This is a genomic window from Streptomyces sp. NPDC000229 (assembly GCF_040300825.1).
Classification (GTDB): Bacteria; Actinomycetota; Actinomycetes; order Streptomycetales; family Streptomycetaceae; genus Streptomyces.
In genome coordinates, this window is record NZ_JBEPEL010000013.1 from 1 (window position 1) to 15,043 (window position 15,043).

Genomic DNA, 15,043 nt, shown 5'->3' on the forward strand with positions numbered 1-15,043 from the left:
AGGTGGGGTGTGTCAACCCCGGTGCCTGGGCCGCTAGTCCAGGTCCTTGAGCCGGCCGCCGGCGTCGGGCTGGGCGTGTTCCACGCGGCGCAGCAGGCGGATCAGCATCTCGCCCAGGGCTCCCCGCTCCTCCGGTGAGAGGTCCTGGAGCAGGTCCTCCTCGAAGGCGGTGGCCATGCGCATCGCCTCCAGCCACTTGGCGCGGCCTTCGTCGGTCAGTTCCACGATGACGCGCACCCGGTTGGTCTCGTCCCGGTCGCGGGTGACCAGGCCTTCGGAGGCCATGCGGTCGATGCGGTGGGTCATGGCGGCGGGGGTGAGGCCGAGACGCTTGGCGAGTTCGCCGGGGCCCAGGCGGTAGGGCGCACCGGAGAGGACGAGGTGCTTGAGGACCTCCCACTCGGCGTTGCTGATGCCGAGCTCGGCGACCTGGCGGCCGTACGCGACGTTCATCCGGCGGTTCAGCCGGCCCAGGGCGGAGACCACCTTCTCGACCTGGGGGTCGAGGTCACGGAATTCGCGCTGATAGGCGGCGATCTGCTCGTCGAGGCTCGGTTCCTGGGTGTCGGGCATGCGGGGAGTATCCCACGGCACTCGTTGGCGTTGAAGTCCTTCGGTGTGTACAGTTAACTATCGAACTTTAGTGTTGAAGTCTTCAGGACTGAGTCCTACAGAGTCGAAGTAGGTGAGTGTGACCAAGGCGATGGGCGCTGCGATGCGCCGGATCCAGGCAGGGAACGTGCTGAGCGCGTTCGGGCTCGGGTTCACCGTTCCGTATCTCTATGTGTATGTCGCTCAGGTGCGGGACCTGGGCGCCGGTACGGCGGGGGCCGTGCTGGCGGTCTTCGCCATGGCCGCTCTGATCGTGCTCCCCTTCACCGGGCGGGCGATCGATCGCCGGGGTCCTCTGCCCGTGCTGGTGGGGGCCGCGCTGCTGGCGGCCGTCGGGGCGATCGGCATGGGGGTGGCTGCCGGCGTCCCCGCCGTCGTCGGGGCGGCGGCGCTGCTCGGTGCCGGTACCGCGGTGATGCAGCCTGCCCTCGCCACGATGATCGTCTGGTGCTCGTCCCTGGCCACGCGGACCCGCGCGTTCGCCACGCAGTTCTTCTTGCAGAACCTCGGGCTCGGCATCGGCGGTCTGATCGGCGGGCAGCTGGTCGACGAGAGCCGGCCGGGCAGCTTCCTGCTGCTCTTCTCGATCGAGGCCGCGATGTTCCTGGTGCTGGCCGGGATCGCCGCCACCGTGACGATGCCGCGTACGCCGTCGATCACGGACCCCCGGCCGACCGGTAAGGGCGGCGGGCTGCGGGTGCTGCTCGGGCACCGGGCGATGGTGCAGCTGTGCGTCCTGGGGTTCGTACTGTTCTTCGCCTGCTACGGCCAGTTCGAGTCGGGTCTCGCGGCGTACGGCACCGAGGCCGCCGGGATCAAGCCGTCGGTGCTCGGGATGGCCCTGGCCGCGAATACGGCGGTCATCGTGGTCGCCCAGTTCCTGGTGCTGCGGTTCGTGGAGCGGCGCCGGCGGACGCGGGTGATCGCGTGGGTCGGGCTGATCTGGGCCGTGGCGTGGCTGTTCGCGGGGTACGCGGGGCTCGGGCACGGCAGCCAGGCGATGGCGACGGCGGCGTTCATCACGACGTACGGCCTGTTCGGGCTGGGCGAGGCGATGCTGTCGCCGACCGTGGCGCCGCTGGTGGCCGATCTGGCGCCGGAGTCGATGGTCGGGCAGTACAACTCGGCGTTCGCCCTGGTCAAGCAGCTGGCGCTGGCGGTCGGCCCGGCCGTGGGCGGACCCATGGGGGCCGCGCTGCACGGGCCGTACATCGTGACCTTCGTCCTCTTCTCGCTCGGGATCACCCTGCTGGCGCTGCGGCTGGGCAGGAAGCTCACGCCGGCGCAGGACCACCCGTACCAGGTGGCGAAGTCCCGGGTGGTCGCCCAGCACAGGCCGGACGACCGGCGGGTGGCCGTCTAGCCCGGCAGTGCGAACTCGCACCAGACGGCTTTGCCGCCTCCGGGTGTGCGGCGGCTGCCCCAGGACGAGGCGATCGTGGCGATGATCGAGATGCCACGGCCCGCCTCGTCCTCCGTTTCGGCCCGTCGGCGGCGCGGGAGGTGGTCGTCGCCGTCCGTCACCTCGATGATCAGGCGCCGGTCGGTGCGGCGGAGTCTGAGCCGCATGGGCGGGGTGCCGTGCTGGAGGGAGTTCGCCACCAGTTCGCTGGTGGCGAGGACGCCCAGGTCGCGCAGCTCCACCGGGAAGCGCCAGCTGGAGAGGACCCCGGAGGCGAAGGCACGCGCGCGTGGCGCCGCTTCGACGCCGCCGAGCAGGTCGAGGGCCGCGTTGTGGAACAGCTCGGCGTCCGGTCCCGTACGGGAGGGGTGCTGGAGGACGAGGACGGCGACGTCGTCGTCGTGTTCGGCGGTGACGCCGAGCGCCCGCAGCAGGCGGTCGCAGACGACCTGGGGACTGCCGGTGGCGCCGGCCAGGGCGCGCTCCAGTGCGGCGACGCCCTCGTCGATGTCCTCCCGGCGCCGCTCGACCAGGCCGTCGGTGTAGAGGACGGCGGTGGAGCCGGGCGGGAGGGCGATGGTTCCGGAGGTGTGGAGCCAGCCGCCGGTTCCGAGCGGGGGACCGGTGGGCTCCTCGGCGCGGCGCACGGTGCCGTCCTCGTCCCGGACGAGGATCGGCAGGTGGCCGGCGGAGGCGTAGACGAGGCGGCCCTCGTTGGGGTCGTGGACGGCGTAGACGCAGGTGGCGATCTGGCTGGCGTCGATCTCGGCGGCGAGGCCGTCGAGGAGCTGGAGCACCTCGTGGGGTGGCAGGTCGAGCCGGGCATAGGCCCGTACGGCGGTGCGGAGTTGGCCCATGACGGCCGCCGCGCGGACGCCGCGCCCCATGACGTCACCGATGACGAGGGCGGTGCGGCCGGCGCCGAGGGTGATCACGTCGTACCAGTCGCCGCCGACCGCCGCGTCCGTACCGCCCGGCTGGTAGGTGGCGGCGACCCGGAGGTCGTCGGGCTGCTCCAACTCCTGCGGCAGCAGTGAGCGTTGCAGGGTGACGGCGGTTTCGCGGTGGCGGCGCTCACTGGCCCGGAGGCGCTCGGCGGCCTCCGCGTGGTCGGTGACGTCGGCGGCGTGGACGAGGACCCCGGAACCGGCCGGCCCGCGCGTGTCGACGGGCAGGCAGGTGACGGTGTACGACCCTCCCGCGTGCGTGCGGCGGGATTTGACCGTGCGGGGCTTTCCGCTGCGCAGCACCTGGTCCATGAGCGGCAGCAGCCCCAGCTCGGTGAGCTCCGGGCAGGCGGTGGCGACGGCCGCGCCGGGCGGGCGGGGGCCGAAGGCGGTGGCATAGGCGTCGTTGACGTACGCGACGCGGTGGTCGGGGCCGTAGGTCAGAGCGACGAGGCCGGGGAGGCGGCCGAGGATCTCTCGTACGGCGAAGTCCTCCGGGGCGGGGACGTCGTCGGGCACGGGCTCCAGCTGCTGGTCGGACTCACCTCGCGCCGCGGGTACGGAGTCGCCCCGCTGCGCCGGCGAGACCCCAGGGTCGGTGCCGCGCGCGGCGGCGCGGCGCTGCGTACCGGGGAGCCGGGCGCTCCAACGCGTGAAGTTCACGGATCTGTATGCCTCATGGTGTCGTTGCCGTGCTGAGTCACTCTGTGCAGGTGTGAGCCCACCTATGGTCACACGTCCAGTGTGACCGACCGCACTGACAAGAGGTGTCCGCCGGAACGCGCCTCGTCAGTGGGACCCACCGGTGGGTCCCGTCAGTCGGACTTCGCTCCGCCGTCCGCGGTTCCGCCTTTCGATGCCTCGTCCTCGGGTTCGGGCGGTCGTGGTCCCGCGGCGAGTGCGAACTCGGCGCGTGGATGCTCCAGGGAGCCCAGGGAGACGATCTCCCGTTTGAAGAGGCCCGCGAGTGTCCATTCGGCCAGGACGCGCGCCTTGCGGTTGGCGGTGGGGACGCGGCTGAGGTGGTAGGCCCGGTGCATGAACCAGGCAGGGTAGCCCTTGAGCTTGCGGCCGTATACGTGGGCGACGCCTTTGTGCAGGCCGAGGGAGGCGACGGATCCCACGTACTTGTGGGCGTAGTCCTTGAGGGGGCGGCCCCGGAGGGAGGCGACGAGGTTCTCGGCCAGGACCTTGGTCTGCCGCACGGCGTGCTGGGCGTTGGGGGCGCATTCCCGGCCCGGGGCGTCCGCGGTGACGTCCGGGACGGCGGCGGCGTCCCCGGCGGACCAGGCGTGTTCGACGCCCTCGACGCTGAGGCGGGCGGTGCACTTGAGGCGCCCGCGTTCGTTGAGGGGGAGGTCGGTGTGGGCCAGGACGGGCGCGGGTTTCACACCGGCGGTCCACACGACGGTACGGGTGGGGAAGCGGCTGCCGTCGCTGAGGACGGCGACCCGGTCCTCGCACGACTCCAGGCGCGTTTCGAGGCGTACGTCGATGTTGCGGGCGCGCAGCTCGCGGACGGCGTACTTGCCCATCTCCTCGCCCACCTCGGGGAGGATGCGGTCGGTCGCCTCGACGAGGACCCATTTCAGGTCTTGTGGCTTGATGTTGTGGTAGTACCGCGCGGTGTAGCGGGCCATGTCCTCCAGCTCGCCGAGCGCCTCGACCCCGGCGTACCCTCCGCCGACGAAGACGAAGGTGAGGGCGGCGTCCCGGATGGCGGGGTCGCGGGTGGAGGAGGCGATGTCCATCTGCTCGATGACGTGGTTGCGCAGCCCGATGGCCTCCTCGACGGTCTTGAAGCCGATGCCGTAGTCGGCCAGGCCGGGGACCGGGAGGGTGCGGGAGATGGAGCCGGGCGCGATGACCAGCTCGTCGTAGGAGAGCTGTACCGGTCCGGCGCCCTCCTCCTCGGTGGCCAGGGTGGCGATGGTCGCCGTGCGCTTGGCGTGGTCGACGGACTTGGCCTCGCCGATGACGATCCGGCACTTGTCGAGGACCCGGCGCAGCGGGACGACGACGTGGCGGGGCGAGATGTTGCCGGCCGCCGCCTCGGGCAGGAAGGGCTGGTACGTCATGTACGGGTCGGGTGTGACCACAGTGATCTCGGCCCTGCCGCTTCTCAGCTCGGCCTTGAGGTGCCGTTGGAGGTGCAGGGCGGTGTACATCCCGACGTAGCCACCGCCGACAACGAGAATGCGCACAGGTTCGGTCACCCTCCCATGACGCAACGCGCTTCGGTGTTTGTCCACAGGCCCGGCAAATTGTGTGACCGGAGGCCGGGTGGGGTCCGGGGTGGCGCGGGAGGCGCGTGTGGGGGAAGGTTCGCAGGTCAGGGGACGGAAGTGGGGTGGCGTGAGGGGGCAGAATCGGGAGCGTTCCGGTCCTTGCTCCGATCGGGGGGCGCACCGGTCGGAACTGCCCCTTCTGAATTGACCCCGACTCAACTATGTTCGTATGTCGTCGGGGTGTCGGGTCGCTGCGCATGACCTGAGCGTGTGGTCCGGGTCCCGGTTGTCAGATGGGGGAGGGTCTCCGGGGGGAGACACATCATTACCGGGGGAACATTTATGCATATTCAGGATTCGCGCTGGTCGACCGCCGTCGCCTCGGCGTCCACTTCGTCCTCTTCGTCTGCGGACGGGTTCGGCGGGGTGAACGGCCGGGTCGGAGCCGGCGGGGCGTCCAGTCGTACGGCGCCGCTGCGGGTGGACGCGCAGCGGAACCTCGAGCACGTGCTGCGCGCGGCTCGGGAGGTGTTCGGCGAGCTCGGGTACGGGGCGCCGATGGAGGATGTGGCGCGCAGGGCGCGGGTCGGGGTCGGCACGGTCTACCGCCGGTTCCCGAGCAAGGACGTGCTGGTGCGCCGAATAGCCGAGGAGGAGACCTCCCGGCTCACCGAGCAGGCGCGTACCGCTCTGGGGCAGGAGGAGGAGCCGTGGTCGGCGCTCTCCCGGTTCCTCCGGACGTCCGTGGCCTCGGGGGCGGGGCGTCTGCTGCCGCCGCACGTGCTGCGCGTGGGCGTGGACGAGCCGGGCGCGGTCCCGGCCGGGGCGGTGGCCGCCGGACAGGTCGACGAGGCGCGGGTGCCGCAGCAGCGCGGGACTTCGGCGGTCTCGGCCCTGCCCGTGACTTCGGGTCAGCCCGAGCTCCGGGTGGTCCCGCCGCGCGCGGTGCCGGCGGCCGAGCTGGACGACGCGGGTGCGTCGGAGCTGCTGGAGGTCGTCGGACAGCTGGTCGACCGGGCCCGGGAGGCGGGTGAGCTGCGCGGGGACGTGACGGTGGCGGACGTGCTGCTGGTCATCGCCACGGCGGCGCCCTCGCTGCCGGACGCGGCCCAGCAGAGCGCCGCCTCGGCCCGGCTCCTGGACATCCTGCTGGAGGGGCTCCGGTCCCGCCCGGCGTAAGTGTCCTCGCGGTCACCCGAACGGGGCATGGGCGGTTCCGGCGTTCGGGTCGTCTCCCCGGACGAGTGGTTGACGGTCGCTCGCCCCCGGCGGGGCTCATTCCCTGTGGCACTCTTGCCCGGTGTCCGGGTCTGAGCAGGGGTACGGGGCTTCCGCGATGAGCGGGGACGGTCGCGACGAGCCGTTCGGCGGCGGGACCACGGAGGCCGGCGGGCCCATCCCGTCCGCCTCCCCGTCATCGGCCGCCGCCACTCCGAAGGTGCCGAGCCAGGGTGGGCCCGGCGGTTCCCCGGCTCGGCCCGGTGGTAACGCCGGCTCCGGCGTGCCCGCCCAGCGCGAGGGGGGCGCCGAGTCGGTACTGCCGCCGCCCGTCGAGCTGCCGCCGTCGGACGCCGAACTGGTCCAGCGGATGCGGGACGGGGACGACACGGCGTACGAGGAGCTGTTCCGCCGGCACTCGGCCGCGGTGCGGCGCTACGCCCGGACCTGTTGCCGGGACGCCCACACCGCGGACGACCTGACGGCGGAGGTGTTCGCGCGGACCCTCCAGGCGGTGCGCGGCGGCGCCGGGCCGCACCAGGCCGTGCGCGCGTATCTGCTGACGACCGTGCGGCGCGTGGCCGCCGCGTGGACGAAGACGTCCCGGCGCGAGCAGCTGGTCGAGGACTTCGCGGTGTTCGCCGCGCAGGCGGTGCGCGCCTCGGCGGTGTCGGACGCTGGCACTCTGGAGCTGGGTGCCGATGTGCGGGCGATGCACGAGGCGGAGCAGTCGCTCGCCATGCGGGCGTTCCGCTCGTTGCCGGAGCGGTGGCAGGCGGTGCTGTGGCACACCACCGTCGAGGAGGAGTCGCCGAGCGAGGTGGCACCGCTGTTCGGTCTGACCGCCAACGCCACGGCGGTGCTCGCCAGCCGGGCCCGCGAGGGGCTGAAGCAGGCGTACCTCCAGGCGCATGTGAGCCGGTCGCTCACGGCCGGGGGCGACTGCGCGCGCTATGCGGACCGGTTGGGTGCCTACGCGCGGGGTGGCTTGCGGATGCGGGCCGAGCGGGGCTTGCGCAAGCACTTGGAGGAGTGCGCCAGGTGCCGGCTGGCGGTGGGTGAGCTGGAGCAGGTCAACGCCGGGATCCCGGCGCTGCTTCCGGTCGCCGTCATCGGCTGGTTCGCGGCCGGGTTCTCGTTCAAGGCCGCCGGACTCGCGGCCGGTGGCGCCGCGGGCGCGGCCGGTGCCGGCGCGGGTGCCGCCGCGGCGAGCGGTTCCGGGGGCGCGGCGGCCGGGGGCGCGTCCGGAGGGGCGGCGTCCGGTGCCGGTGGGGCCGCCGGTGGGGCCGCCGCCGAAGGGCTCGGCGCCCCGGCGAAGGCCGGTATCGCGGTGACGGTGGCCGTCACGGCCGTCGCGGGCGTGGTCTGGGCCCTGTCCGGCAGTCCGAGGCCCGCGGCCGAGGCGCAGGCGCGGCCGCCCGCCGCTGAACCCGTCGTACCGCAGCAGCCCGCCGCCGCCCCGAGCCCGACCACACCGCCACCCCCCGAACCGGAGCCGGAGCCGGCCTCCCCGAGCCCGTCCCCGACCCCGACCCCGACCCGGACCCCGACGGAGCCGGCACCGTCCATCACGCCGACGCCCGCACCGCCCGCTCCCGCGCAGCCGGAGCCCTCGCCCACACCGCCCCCTCCGCCACCACCCGTCCCCTCGGCACCGGTGCCCGAGGCGACGCCCCCTCCTCCGCCGCCCCCGCCCGCCGTGTACCAGGTCAACCAGCTCGACTACGGCCTCTACGGCGACCACACCGCTCCGGAGGTCCGGCTCGGGGCGTCCAGCTGGATGTGGCAGCGCTGGGGGATGTCGATCGGGGGCGAGCGGTACGGGCACGGCGTGACCGTGCACGCCCGGTCTTCGCTGACCATCGACCTCAACCGCCGCTGCTCGGCCTACGAGGCGTTCGCCGGCGTGGACGACATGGCGCTGGGCCTGGGCGCGGTGCGCTTCTCCGTGTACGGGGACGGCACCCGGCTGTGGCGGTCACCCGTGCTGCGCGGCGGTGACGCGGCGGTACCGCTGCGCGTCGGGATCGCCGGCCGGAAGACCATCCGCCTGGTCGTCGAACCGGACCCGGCCACGCCGCTGAGCGCCGTGGCACCCGCCGACTGGGCGGTCTCGCGGATCAGCTGCGGCTGACGCGCCGCGCGAGGGTGACGACGGCGGCGTCAGAGCGGCGTCACGACCGGAGCGTCGGGAGGGCAGGCACACCGGCGGCCACGGCGCGCTGCCGCGGTGCCGCGGTGCCGGTCCAGCACGTGCCCCGGCGGGCCAGGAGGCGGCGCAGCCACAGCTCCGTGGAGACCAGGTCGGCCAGCCCGTCCAGGGGGACCGGCTCGCCCTCGCCGGCGGCGCGCAGGGCCTTGCGTACGACCCGGGCTTCGATGAGGCCCGCGTCGGCGAGGAGCGGGGCGTCGAAGAGGGCCATCAGCTGTGGCAGCGCGGCGCGGAGACCCGCGCGGTTGGCGGCGGCCGTCGGGGCGTGGGAGGTGGCGCCCCAGCCGGGCGGGAGGTCGTGGATGCCCGCGCCCGCGAGGACGGTGCGCAGGATCGCGGCGCGGGCTCCGGGCTGGACGCGCAGCGATTCGGGCAGGTCGCGGCAGGCCCGTACGACCTGGTTGTCGAGAAACGGCGAGTGCAGCCGCTGGCTGCGGATCTCGGCGGCCTGCTCCAGGATGCGGTGGTCGGCGGCGTACCGGGCCAGGGCCGCGCGGGCGCGGGACTCGCCCGGCCGCTGGACCGAAGTGGGCCTGGTGGCCGCCTGGTTGAGGCGAACCGATACTTCAGCGAGGGCCTCGCCGGTCAGCCAGCGCGCGGCGGGGCCGGGGCGGGCCCAGGCGAGGGCGGCGAGGGAGGCGGAGAGCGGGCCGTTCACGGCAGGAGCCGAGCGGTTGGCCTCCAGGAGCCGGTCGGCGGCTGATTCCAGACCGGCGCGGTAGGGCGTACGGGCCAGTTTGCGGGCGGCCCGATAGACGGTGAGCGGGACGAGCAGCGAACCGGCCGACGGCCCGGTGGCCTTGGCGAGGGCGGTGACCGGCCGCAGCAGGTGGCGGCGTCTGCGGTCCATCAGCAGATCGGCCAGGCGCGCGGGGTGGGCGTCGAGCACCTGCCGTGCGCCGTGCCCGGTGAAGTGGTCGGCGCTGCCCGCCGCGAGACGCCGCCGGTGCCGTTCGGCCGTCACCAGGGAGGGCCCCGGCTCATCGGTGAGGGGGCCCTCCAGCTCGGCGTACGGGAGGGCCTCCTCGGAAGCGGCCACGACGACGTGGTGCAGGCGCGGGTTCTCGGCGATGGCGCGGGCGCGGGCCCGTTCCGCCTCGGCGTCCCGCCCGCCGGTGGCCAGGTCGTTGAAGGTGACGGCCAGCAGCCGTTCGCCCGCGCCGGTGCCGTGGCCCAGGATCGTGCCCGGTACGCCGGGCAGTCCCGCCGCGAGCAGGGCGAGCGTCCCGGACGCGCTGCCGCCGGACAGGTCGGCGCCGATGCCGGGGGCGGGCGCCCCCCGCGCGGCGCGCCGTTCGGCGGGGCCCATGCCCGGGACGGGCCCGGGGTCGGGCGGCAGCGTCTCGGGGGCGTGCCGGGGGGCGGTGAGCCGTGCCCGTACGGCTTCGACGAGCGCGTCCCGGACGCCGTCCACCGCCCGGGCAGGGTCGATCTGGGGCGCCGCGACGGCGAGCGAGGCGACCGGTTCGTACCCGGTGATCTCGCGGGAGCCCTCGCGCAGCACGAGCGCGTGGCCGGGCGGTACGCGCTTGACGCCGACGTACGGGGTCGAGTCGCGCAGCGCCTCCGGGGTCTCGGGGCAGGCGAGCAGGGCGGCGAGGTGGCCGATGTCGAGCTGGGCCTCGATGAGGTCGGCCAGCGGCAGGGCGGCGGTGGCGTACGCGGTGCCGTGCGCCCACGGGGTGTGGAAGACGGGCCGTGCGCCGGCCAGGTCGCCGGTGACGATGATGCGGCGGCCGACCTGGACGACGGCGGTGTAGCTGCCGGGCCAGGCGGTGAGGTGGCGCATGGCGCCGCCACGGGCCGCGAACAGCCCCAGCCTCAGCTGGTCGTCACTGGCGGCACAACAGCCCAGTACCGCGAGGCGGGTGAACGGATCGACGGTGACGACGCGGATCTCGTCGGGACGCCAGTCGCCGACCGCCCACAGTGGATCGGGGTCGCCCCACAGGAGTTGGGCACCGACGGGGTGCACGGTGCGGTTCTCGTCGTCGTTCCCGACGGCTCCCGCGGAGGCGAAGCCCGTACCGAAACTCGCGGCGATACTGCTCCACCCCACCAGCCACCGCATCGCCGCCTCCACAGCCTGTGGACAACTCAGCCCTCTTGATGAAGACATGCTGCCACGACTACGGCGCACAGGAGGGGCTACCGGCCGCGCCCCCGTGAAATGGGAACACGCCCCTGGCATTGGCCACTTGGCGACGGTTCGGGAGAAGGTTCGGGAGAAGGTTCGACCAGCCGAACGATGGGCATCATTCAGCCAATCTCGACACACGCCCGAACCGTACATTTGTCTACACAACTACCCACAAGCTCAGTCCGGGAGGCGCTGTCCGCCCCCCGGACCGGTCCGCCACCCGCGGGGATTGAGGCGGCGGTGTCCCCCAGCCCGCCGCTTCCAGTACGGCGGGCCGACCCACGCAGCACCCATGGAAGCGCTCCCCCCACCGGCCCGGCCAGAGCGCACGGACAGGCGCACGGCCACACACCCGGAGCACGGCGAGGGCACCTCGTACCGGCGCGGGGCGCGCGCCGCCCGCGCACCGGGCGCCGGACGCCGCCGCGACCCCGCCGCGCAGCGCCCGCGCACCGACGAGGCACGGTCCGGCCGCACGACCACCCGTACGCACAACAATCTCGCCATACGGAACACCGCCCCTTAACGGTGGGGATGCGGCGAACTACGCTGGGTTTACGAATGCCGCGCGCCTATGCCTGGCGTCGCGGCGGCCGTCTGGGTCGAGGGGTGGCGCATGTCCAGGGAGCAACGCGGGCCGAACGAGAAGCTCGGCACCGTTCTCGCCCTCGCGGGAATCAGCAACGCCGGCCTGGCCCGGCGGGTCAACGACCTCGGAGCGCAGCGCGGTCTGACCCTTCGGTACGACAAGACGTCGGTCGCCAGGTGGGTGTCGAAGGGCATGGTGCCGCAGGGCGCCGCGCCGCACCTGATCGCGGCCGCGATCGGGCAGAAACTGGGCCGCCCGGTCCCGCTGCACGAGATCGGCCTCGCCGACGCCGACCCCGCGCCCGAGGTGGGGCTGGCCTTCCCCCGGGACGTGGGCGAGGCGGTGAAGTCGGCCACCGAGCTCTACCGGCTGGATCTGGCCGGGCGACGGGCCGGCGGAGGCGGGATCTGGCAGTCGCTGGCCGGATCGTTCGCGGTCAGCGCGTACGCGACGCCCGCCTCCCGGTGGCTGATAACCCCCGCCGACTCGTCGGTGGAGCGCTCGGTGCCCACGGCACCGGACGGCGCCACGGAAGAGGGCGGCGCGGTACGGGTGGGGCACAGCGACGTGGCGAAGCTGCGGGAGGCGGCGGAGGACGCCCGGCGCTGGGACTCCAAGTACGGGGGCGGCGACTGGCGTTCGTCGATGGTGCCCGAGTGTCTGCGGGTGGACGCGGCACCGCTGCTGCTGGGCTCGTACTCGGACGAGGTCGGCCGGGCGCTGTTCGGGGCGACCGCGGAGCTGACCCGGCTGGCGGGCTGGATGGCCTTCGACACGGGCCAGCAGGAGGCGGCCCAGCGCTACTACATCCAGGCGCTGCGGCTCGCGCGGGCGGCCGCCGACGTCCCGCTGGGCGGGTACGTGCTGGCGTCGATGTCGCTCCAGGCGACCTACCGGGGCTTCGCCGACGAGGGCGTCGACCTGGCGCAGGCGGCGCTGGAGCGCAACCGGGGCCTGGCCACCGCGCGGACCATGTCCTTCTTCCGGCTGGTGGAGGCGCGGGCGCACGCCAAGGCGGGTGACGCGGCGGCGGCGGGAGCGGCGCTGCGGGCCGCGGAGGGGTGGCTGGAGCGGTCGCGGGAGGGCGACACGGATCCGACCTGGCTGGGTTTCTACTCGTACGACCGGTTCTGCGCGGACGCGGCGGAGTGCTACCGGGACCTCAAGGCGCCGCGCCAGGTGCGCCGCTTCACGGAGCAGGCCCTGTCGCGGCCGACGGAGGAGTACGTCCGCTCGCACGGTTTACGGCTGGTCGTGAGCGCCGTGGCGGAACTGGAGTCGGGCAACCTCGACGCGGCCTGTGCGGCCGGCACGCGCGCGGTGGAGGTGGCCGGGCGGATCTCGTCGGCGCGTACGACCGAGTACGTGCGGGACCTGCTGCACCGGCTGGAGCCGTACGGGGACGAGCCCCGGGTGGCGGAGCTGCGGGAACGGGCGCGTCCGCTGCTGATGGCTCCGGCGTGAGCCGTGTCCCACCGTTTCCCACCTGTGTTTAAGGCCATTGTCAGTGGGCCAGTGCACTATCTGGGGTGGGAGGTGGCACAGGTGTCCGCGTACGGCGGTATGGGTTTCAACCGTTTCGACTGCGACGTGCTCGTGATCGGCGGGGGGATCGTCGGGCTGTCCACGGCGTACGCGATCACGCGCGCCGCCCCGGGGACGCGGGTGGTGGTGCTGGAGAAGGAGCAGGGCCCGGCGCGGCACCAGACGGGGCGCAACAGCGGGGTGATCCACAGCGGGATCTACTACCGGCCGGGCTCACTGAAGGCGCGGTTCGCGGTGCGGGGCGCCGCGGAGATGGTGAAGTTCTGCGCGGAGTACGGCCTGCCGTACCAGGTCACCGGCAAGCTGATCGTCGCGACCGAGCGGGCCGAGCTGCCCCGGCTGCACGCCTTGGTCCAGCGCGGCCGGGAGAACGGCATTCCGGTGCGGGAGCTCGGCCCGGCCCAGATCACCGAGTACGAACCGCGGGTGCGGGGCCTGGCCGCGATCCACGTCGGCACGACCGGGGTGTGCGACTACGGGGCGGTGGCGGCGCAGCTGGCGGAGTCGTCGGGAGCGGAGATCCGGTACGGCGCGGAGGTCGTCGCCGTGGACCGGCGCCCCTGGGGCGTCGCCGTGCGGACGGCCGGCGGGGCGATCGTGCGGGCGCGGGTCCTGGTGAACTGCGCCGGGCTGCACTGCGACCGGGTGGCGCGGCTCGCGGGTGACGACCCGGGCATGCGGATCGTGCCGTTCCGGGGCGAGTACTACGAGCTGGACCGGCCGGAGCTGGTGCGGGGCCTGGTGTATCCGGTGCCCGACCCCGCGTTCCCGTTCCTGGGCGTGCACCTGACGCGCGGTATCGACGGGGGCGTCCACGTCGGGCCGAACGCGGTGCCCGCGCTGGGCCGCGAGGGATACGGCTGGTCCGTCGTCCGGCCGCGTGAGCTGGCCGGGACGCTGGCGTGGCCCGGCTCGTGGCGGATCGCGCGCCGCCACTGGCGGTACGGGGCGGGCGAGCTGCACCGGTCGGTGTCGAAGCGCGCCTTCACGGAGGCGGTGCGGCGGCTGCTCCCGGCGGTCGGCCCCGAAGACCTCCGGCGCGCCCCGGCGGGCGTCCGTGCCCAGGCCGTCCTGCGGGACGGCACGCTCGTCGACGACTTCCTGATCCGCGAGGCCCGGCGGACGGTCCACGTGCTGAACGCGCCGTCTCCGGCGGCGACCGCCTCCCTGCCGATCGGCCGCGAGGTCGCCCGGCGGGCCCTGGCGCACCTGTGACCTGGCCCACCCAGGGGGCGCCGTAGACTTGGGGCATTGTGTCTGAGTCCCGTGAAACCGCCTTGCACCGTCGGCCCAAGGGTGAGCCCCGATTCCCCGAGGGGCCCGCGCCCGACCCCGCCGGGTCGCACTTCGAGCGGCGGATCCGCAGCTTCCAGCCCCGGCGCAGCCGTGTCACGCCCGGACAGGGTGATGCGCTGCGGCGGCTGTGGGGTGTGTGGGGCCTGGACATCGACGGGCAGCGCACGCTGGACCTGGACGAGATGTTCGGCGGGCTGCCGGTCGTGCTGGAGATCGGGTTCGGGATGGGCGAGGCGACCGCGCAGATGGCCGCGGACGACCCGTCGACCGGCATCCTTGCCGTCGACGTGCACACGCCCGGCCAGGGCAACCTGCTCTCCCTCGCCGAGAAGGCCGGCCTGGCCAACGTCCGCGTGGCCAATGGTGACGCGATCATCCTGCTGCGCGAGATGCTCGCCCCCGACGGCCTCGACGGCGTGCGCGTGTACTTCCCCGACCCCTGGCCCAAGAAGCGGCACCACAAGCGCCGGCTGATCCAGCCCGAGTTCCTGAGCCTGGTGGCCACCCGGATGAAGCCCGGTGCCGTGCTGCACTGCGCCACCGACTGGGAACCGTACGCCGAGCAGATGCTGGACGTGCTGACCGCCCACCCGGACTTCCGCAACACCCAGCCCGACGGCGGCTACGCCCCACGCCCCGCCTTCCGCCCGCTCACCCGGTTCGAGGGACAGGGCCTGGACAAGGGCCACATCGTCCACGACCTGCTGTTCACGCGCGTGTGACGGTGCCGTGGCGGCGGGTCCCCCGTGCCGTGCTCGCGGGTGACCGCACACCTGATGCGAGGGTGACGCATGCCCCGACCGAGCAGGTGACCGCACACCCGACAAGCGCGTGACATGCCCGACGACGGCGTG

Annotated in this window: 11 protein-coding genes; 7 read left to right on the forward strand and 4 right to left on the reverse strand. The window is 73.7% G+C overall.

Going from position 1 to position 15,043, the window contains the following annotated elements; genetic code table 11:
• Positions 1–33: 33 nt before the first annotated feature.
• Entirely contained in the window at positions 34–573 is a 540-nt protein-coding gene (locus ABT360_RS09835) for a MarR family winged helix-turn-helix transcriptional regulator (protein ID WP_351813389.1), read from the reverse strand.
• A gap of 130 nt (positions 574–703) precedes the next feature.
• Here ABT360_RS09835 and ABT360_RS09840 point away from each other — a divergent pair, with 130 nt between their 5' ends.
• Positions 704–1,975: an MFS transporter gene (locus ABT360_RS09840; protein WP_351813491.1), complete on the forward strand. Its 1,272-nt coding sequence runs from the start codon at positions 704–706 to the stop codon at positions 1,973–1,975.
• Here ABT360_RS09840 and ABT360_RS09845 read toward each other — a convergent pair.
• Both ABT360_RS09845 and ABT360_RS09850 read right to left on the reverse strand, forming a co-directional pair.
• Positions 1,972–3,624, reverse strand: a complete 1,653-nt coding sequence (locus tag ABT360_RS09845) for an ATP-binding SpoIIE family protein phosphatase (protein WP_351813391.1) — start codon at positions 3,622–3,624, stop codon at positions 1,972–1,974. The two genes, ABT360_RS09840 and ABT360_RS09845, sit on opposite strands and share 4 nt — an antisense overlap.
• 152 nt (positions 3,625–3,776) lie before the next feature.
• Positions 3,777–5,129, reverse strand: a complete 1,353-nt coding sequence (locus ABT360_RS09850; RefSeq protein WP_444852209.1) for an NAD(P)/FAD-dependent oxidoreductase — start codon at positions 5,127–5,129, stop codon at positions 3,777–3,779.
• 402 nt (positions 5,130–5,531) lie between these two features.
• Between ABT360_RS09850 and ABT360_RS09855 the strand changes: the two genes are divergently transcribed.
• Together ABT360_RS09855 and ABT360_RS09860 are read left to right on the forward strand one after the other, a co-directional pair.
• Positions 5,532–6,368: a TetR/AcrR family transcriptional regulator gene (locus ABT360_RS09855; protein WP_351813395.1), complete on the forward strand. Its 837-nt coding sequence runs from the start codon at positions 5,532–5,534 to the stop codon at positions 6,366–6,368.
• 157 nt (positions 6,369–6,525) lie between these two features.
• Positions 6,526–8,541, forward strand: coding sequence for a sigma-70 family RNA polymerase sigma factor (locus ABT360_RS09860; RefSeq protein ID WP_351813493.1), 2,016 nt, complete (start codon positions 6,526–6,528; stop codon positions 8,539–8,541).
• A gap of 40 nt (positions 8,542–8,581) precedes the next feature.
• On the opposite strand, the gene ABT360_RS09865 is transcribed toward ABT360_RS09860, so the two are convergent.
• Positions 8,582–10,690: an asparagine synthase-related protein gene (locus ABT360_RS09865; RefSeq protein WP_351813396.1), complete on the reverse strand. Its 2,109-nt coding sequence runs from the start codon at positions 10,688–10,690 to the stop codon at positions 8,582–8,584.
• A 361-nt stretch (positions 10,691–11,051) separates the two neighbouring features.
• On the opposite strand from ABT360_RS09865, the gene ABT360_RS09870 reads away from it, so the two are divergent.
• The 4 genes from ABT360_RS09870 to trmB all read left to right on the forward strand — a co-directional run bounded on the left by ABT360_RS09870 (position 11,052) and on the right by trmB (position 14,911).
• Positions 11,052–11,285: a hypothetical protein gene (locus ABT360_RS09870; protein ID WP_351813398.1), complete on the forward strand. Its 234-nt coding sequence runs from the start codon at positions 11,052–11,054 to the stop codon at positions 11,283–11,285.
• Between the two features lie 90 nt (positions 11,286–11,375).
• Positions 11,376–12,812 (forward strand): MFS transporter, encoded by a 1,437-nt coding sequence (locus ABT360_RS09875; protein ID WP_351813400.1) that lies wholly within the window; start codon positions 11,376–11,378, stop codon positions 12,810–12,812.
• A gap of 99 nt (positions 12,813–12,911) precedes the next feature.
• Entirely contained in the window at positions 12,912–14,108 is a 1,197-nt protein-coding gene (gene lhgO, locus ABT360_RS09880) for an L-2-hydroxyglutarate oxidase (protein WP_351813495.1), read from the forward strand.
• 38 nt (positions 14,109–14,146) lie between these two features.
• Entirely contained in the window at positions 14,147–14,911 is a 765-nt protein-coding gene (trmB, locus tag ABT360_RS09885) for a tRNA (guanosine(46)-N7)-methyltransferase TrmB (RefSeq protein WP_351813402.1), read from the forward strand.
• Positions 14,912–15,043: the final 132 nt, after the last annotated feature.

What these genes read in the sequence shown, in the direction of transcription:
- ABT360_RS09835 (WP_351813389.1), bottom strand. Translation starts at nt 573, where the DNA reads ATGCCCGACACCCAGGAACCGAGCCTCGACGAGCAGATCGCCGCCTAT.
- ABT360_RS09840 (WP_351813491.1), top strand. Translation starts at nt 704, where the DNA reads ATGGGCGCTGCGATGCGCCGGATCCAGGCAGGGAACGTGCTGAGCGCG.
- ABT360_RS09850 (WP_444852209.1), bottom strand. Translation starts at nt 5,129, where the DNA reads ATGTACACCGCCCTGCACCTCCAACGGCACCTCAAGGCCGAGCTGAGA.
- ABT360_RS09855 (WP_351813395.1), top strand. Translation starts at nt 5,532, where the DNA reads ATGCATATTCAGGATTCGCGCTGGTCGACCGCCGTCGCCTCGGCGTCC.
- ABT360_RS09860 (WP_351813493.1), top strand. Translation starts at nt 6,526, where the DNA reads ATGAGCGGGGACGGTCGCGACGAGCCGTTCGGCGGCGGGACCACGGAG.
- ABT360_RS09865 (WP_351813396.1), bottom strand. Translation starts at nt 10,690, where the DNA reads ATGCGGTGGCTGGTGGGGTGGAGCAGTATCGCCGCGAGTTTCGGTACG.
- ABT360_RS09870 (WP_351813398.1), top strand. Translation starts at nt 11,052, where the DNA reads ATGGAAGCGCTCCCCCCACCGGCCCGGCCAGAGCGCACGGACAGGCGC.
- ABT360_RS09875 (WP_351813400.1), top strand. Translation starts at nt 11,376, where the DNA reads ATGTCCAGGGAGCAACGCGGGCCGAACGAGAAGCTCGGCACCGTTCTC.
- lhgO (WP_351813495.1), top strand. Translation starts at nt 12,912, where the DNA reads ATGGGTTTCAACCGTTTCGACTGCGACGTGCTCGTGATCGGCGGGGGG.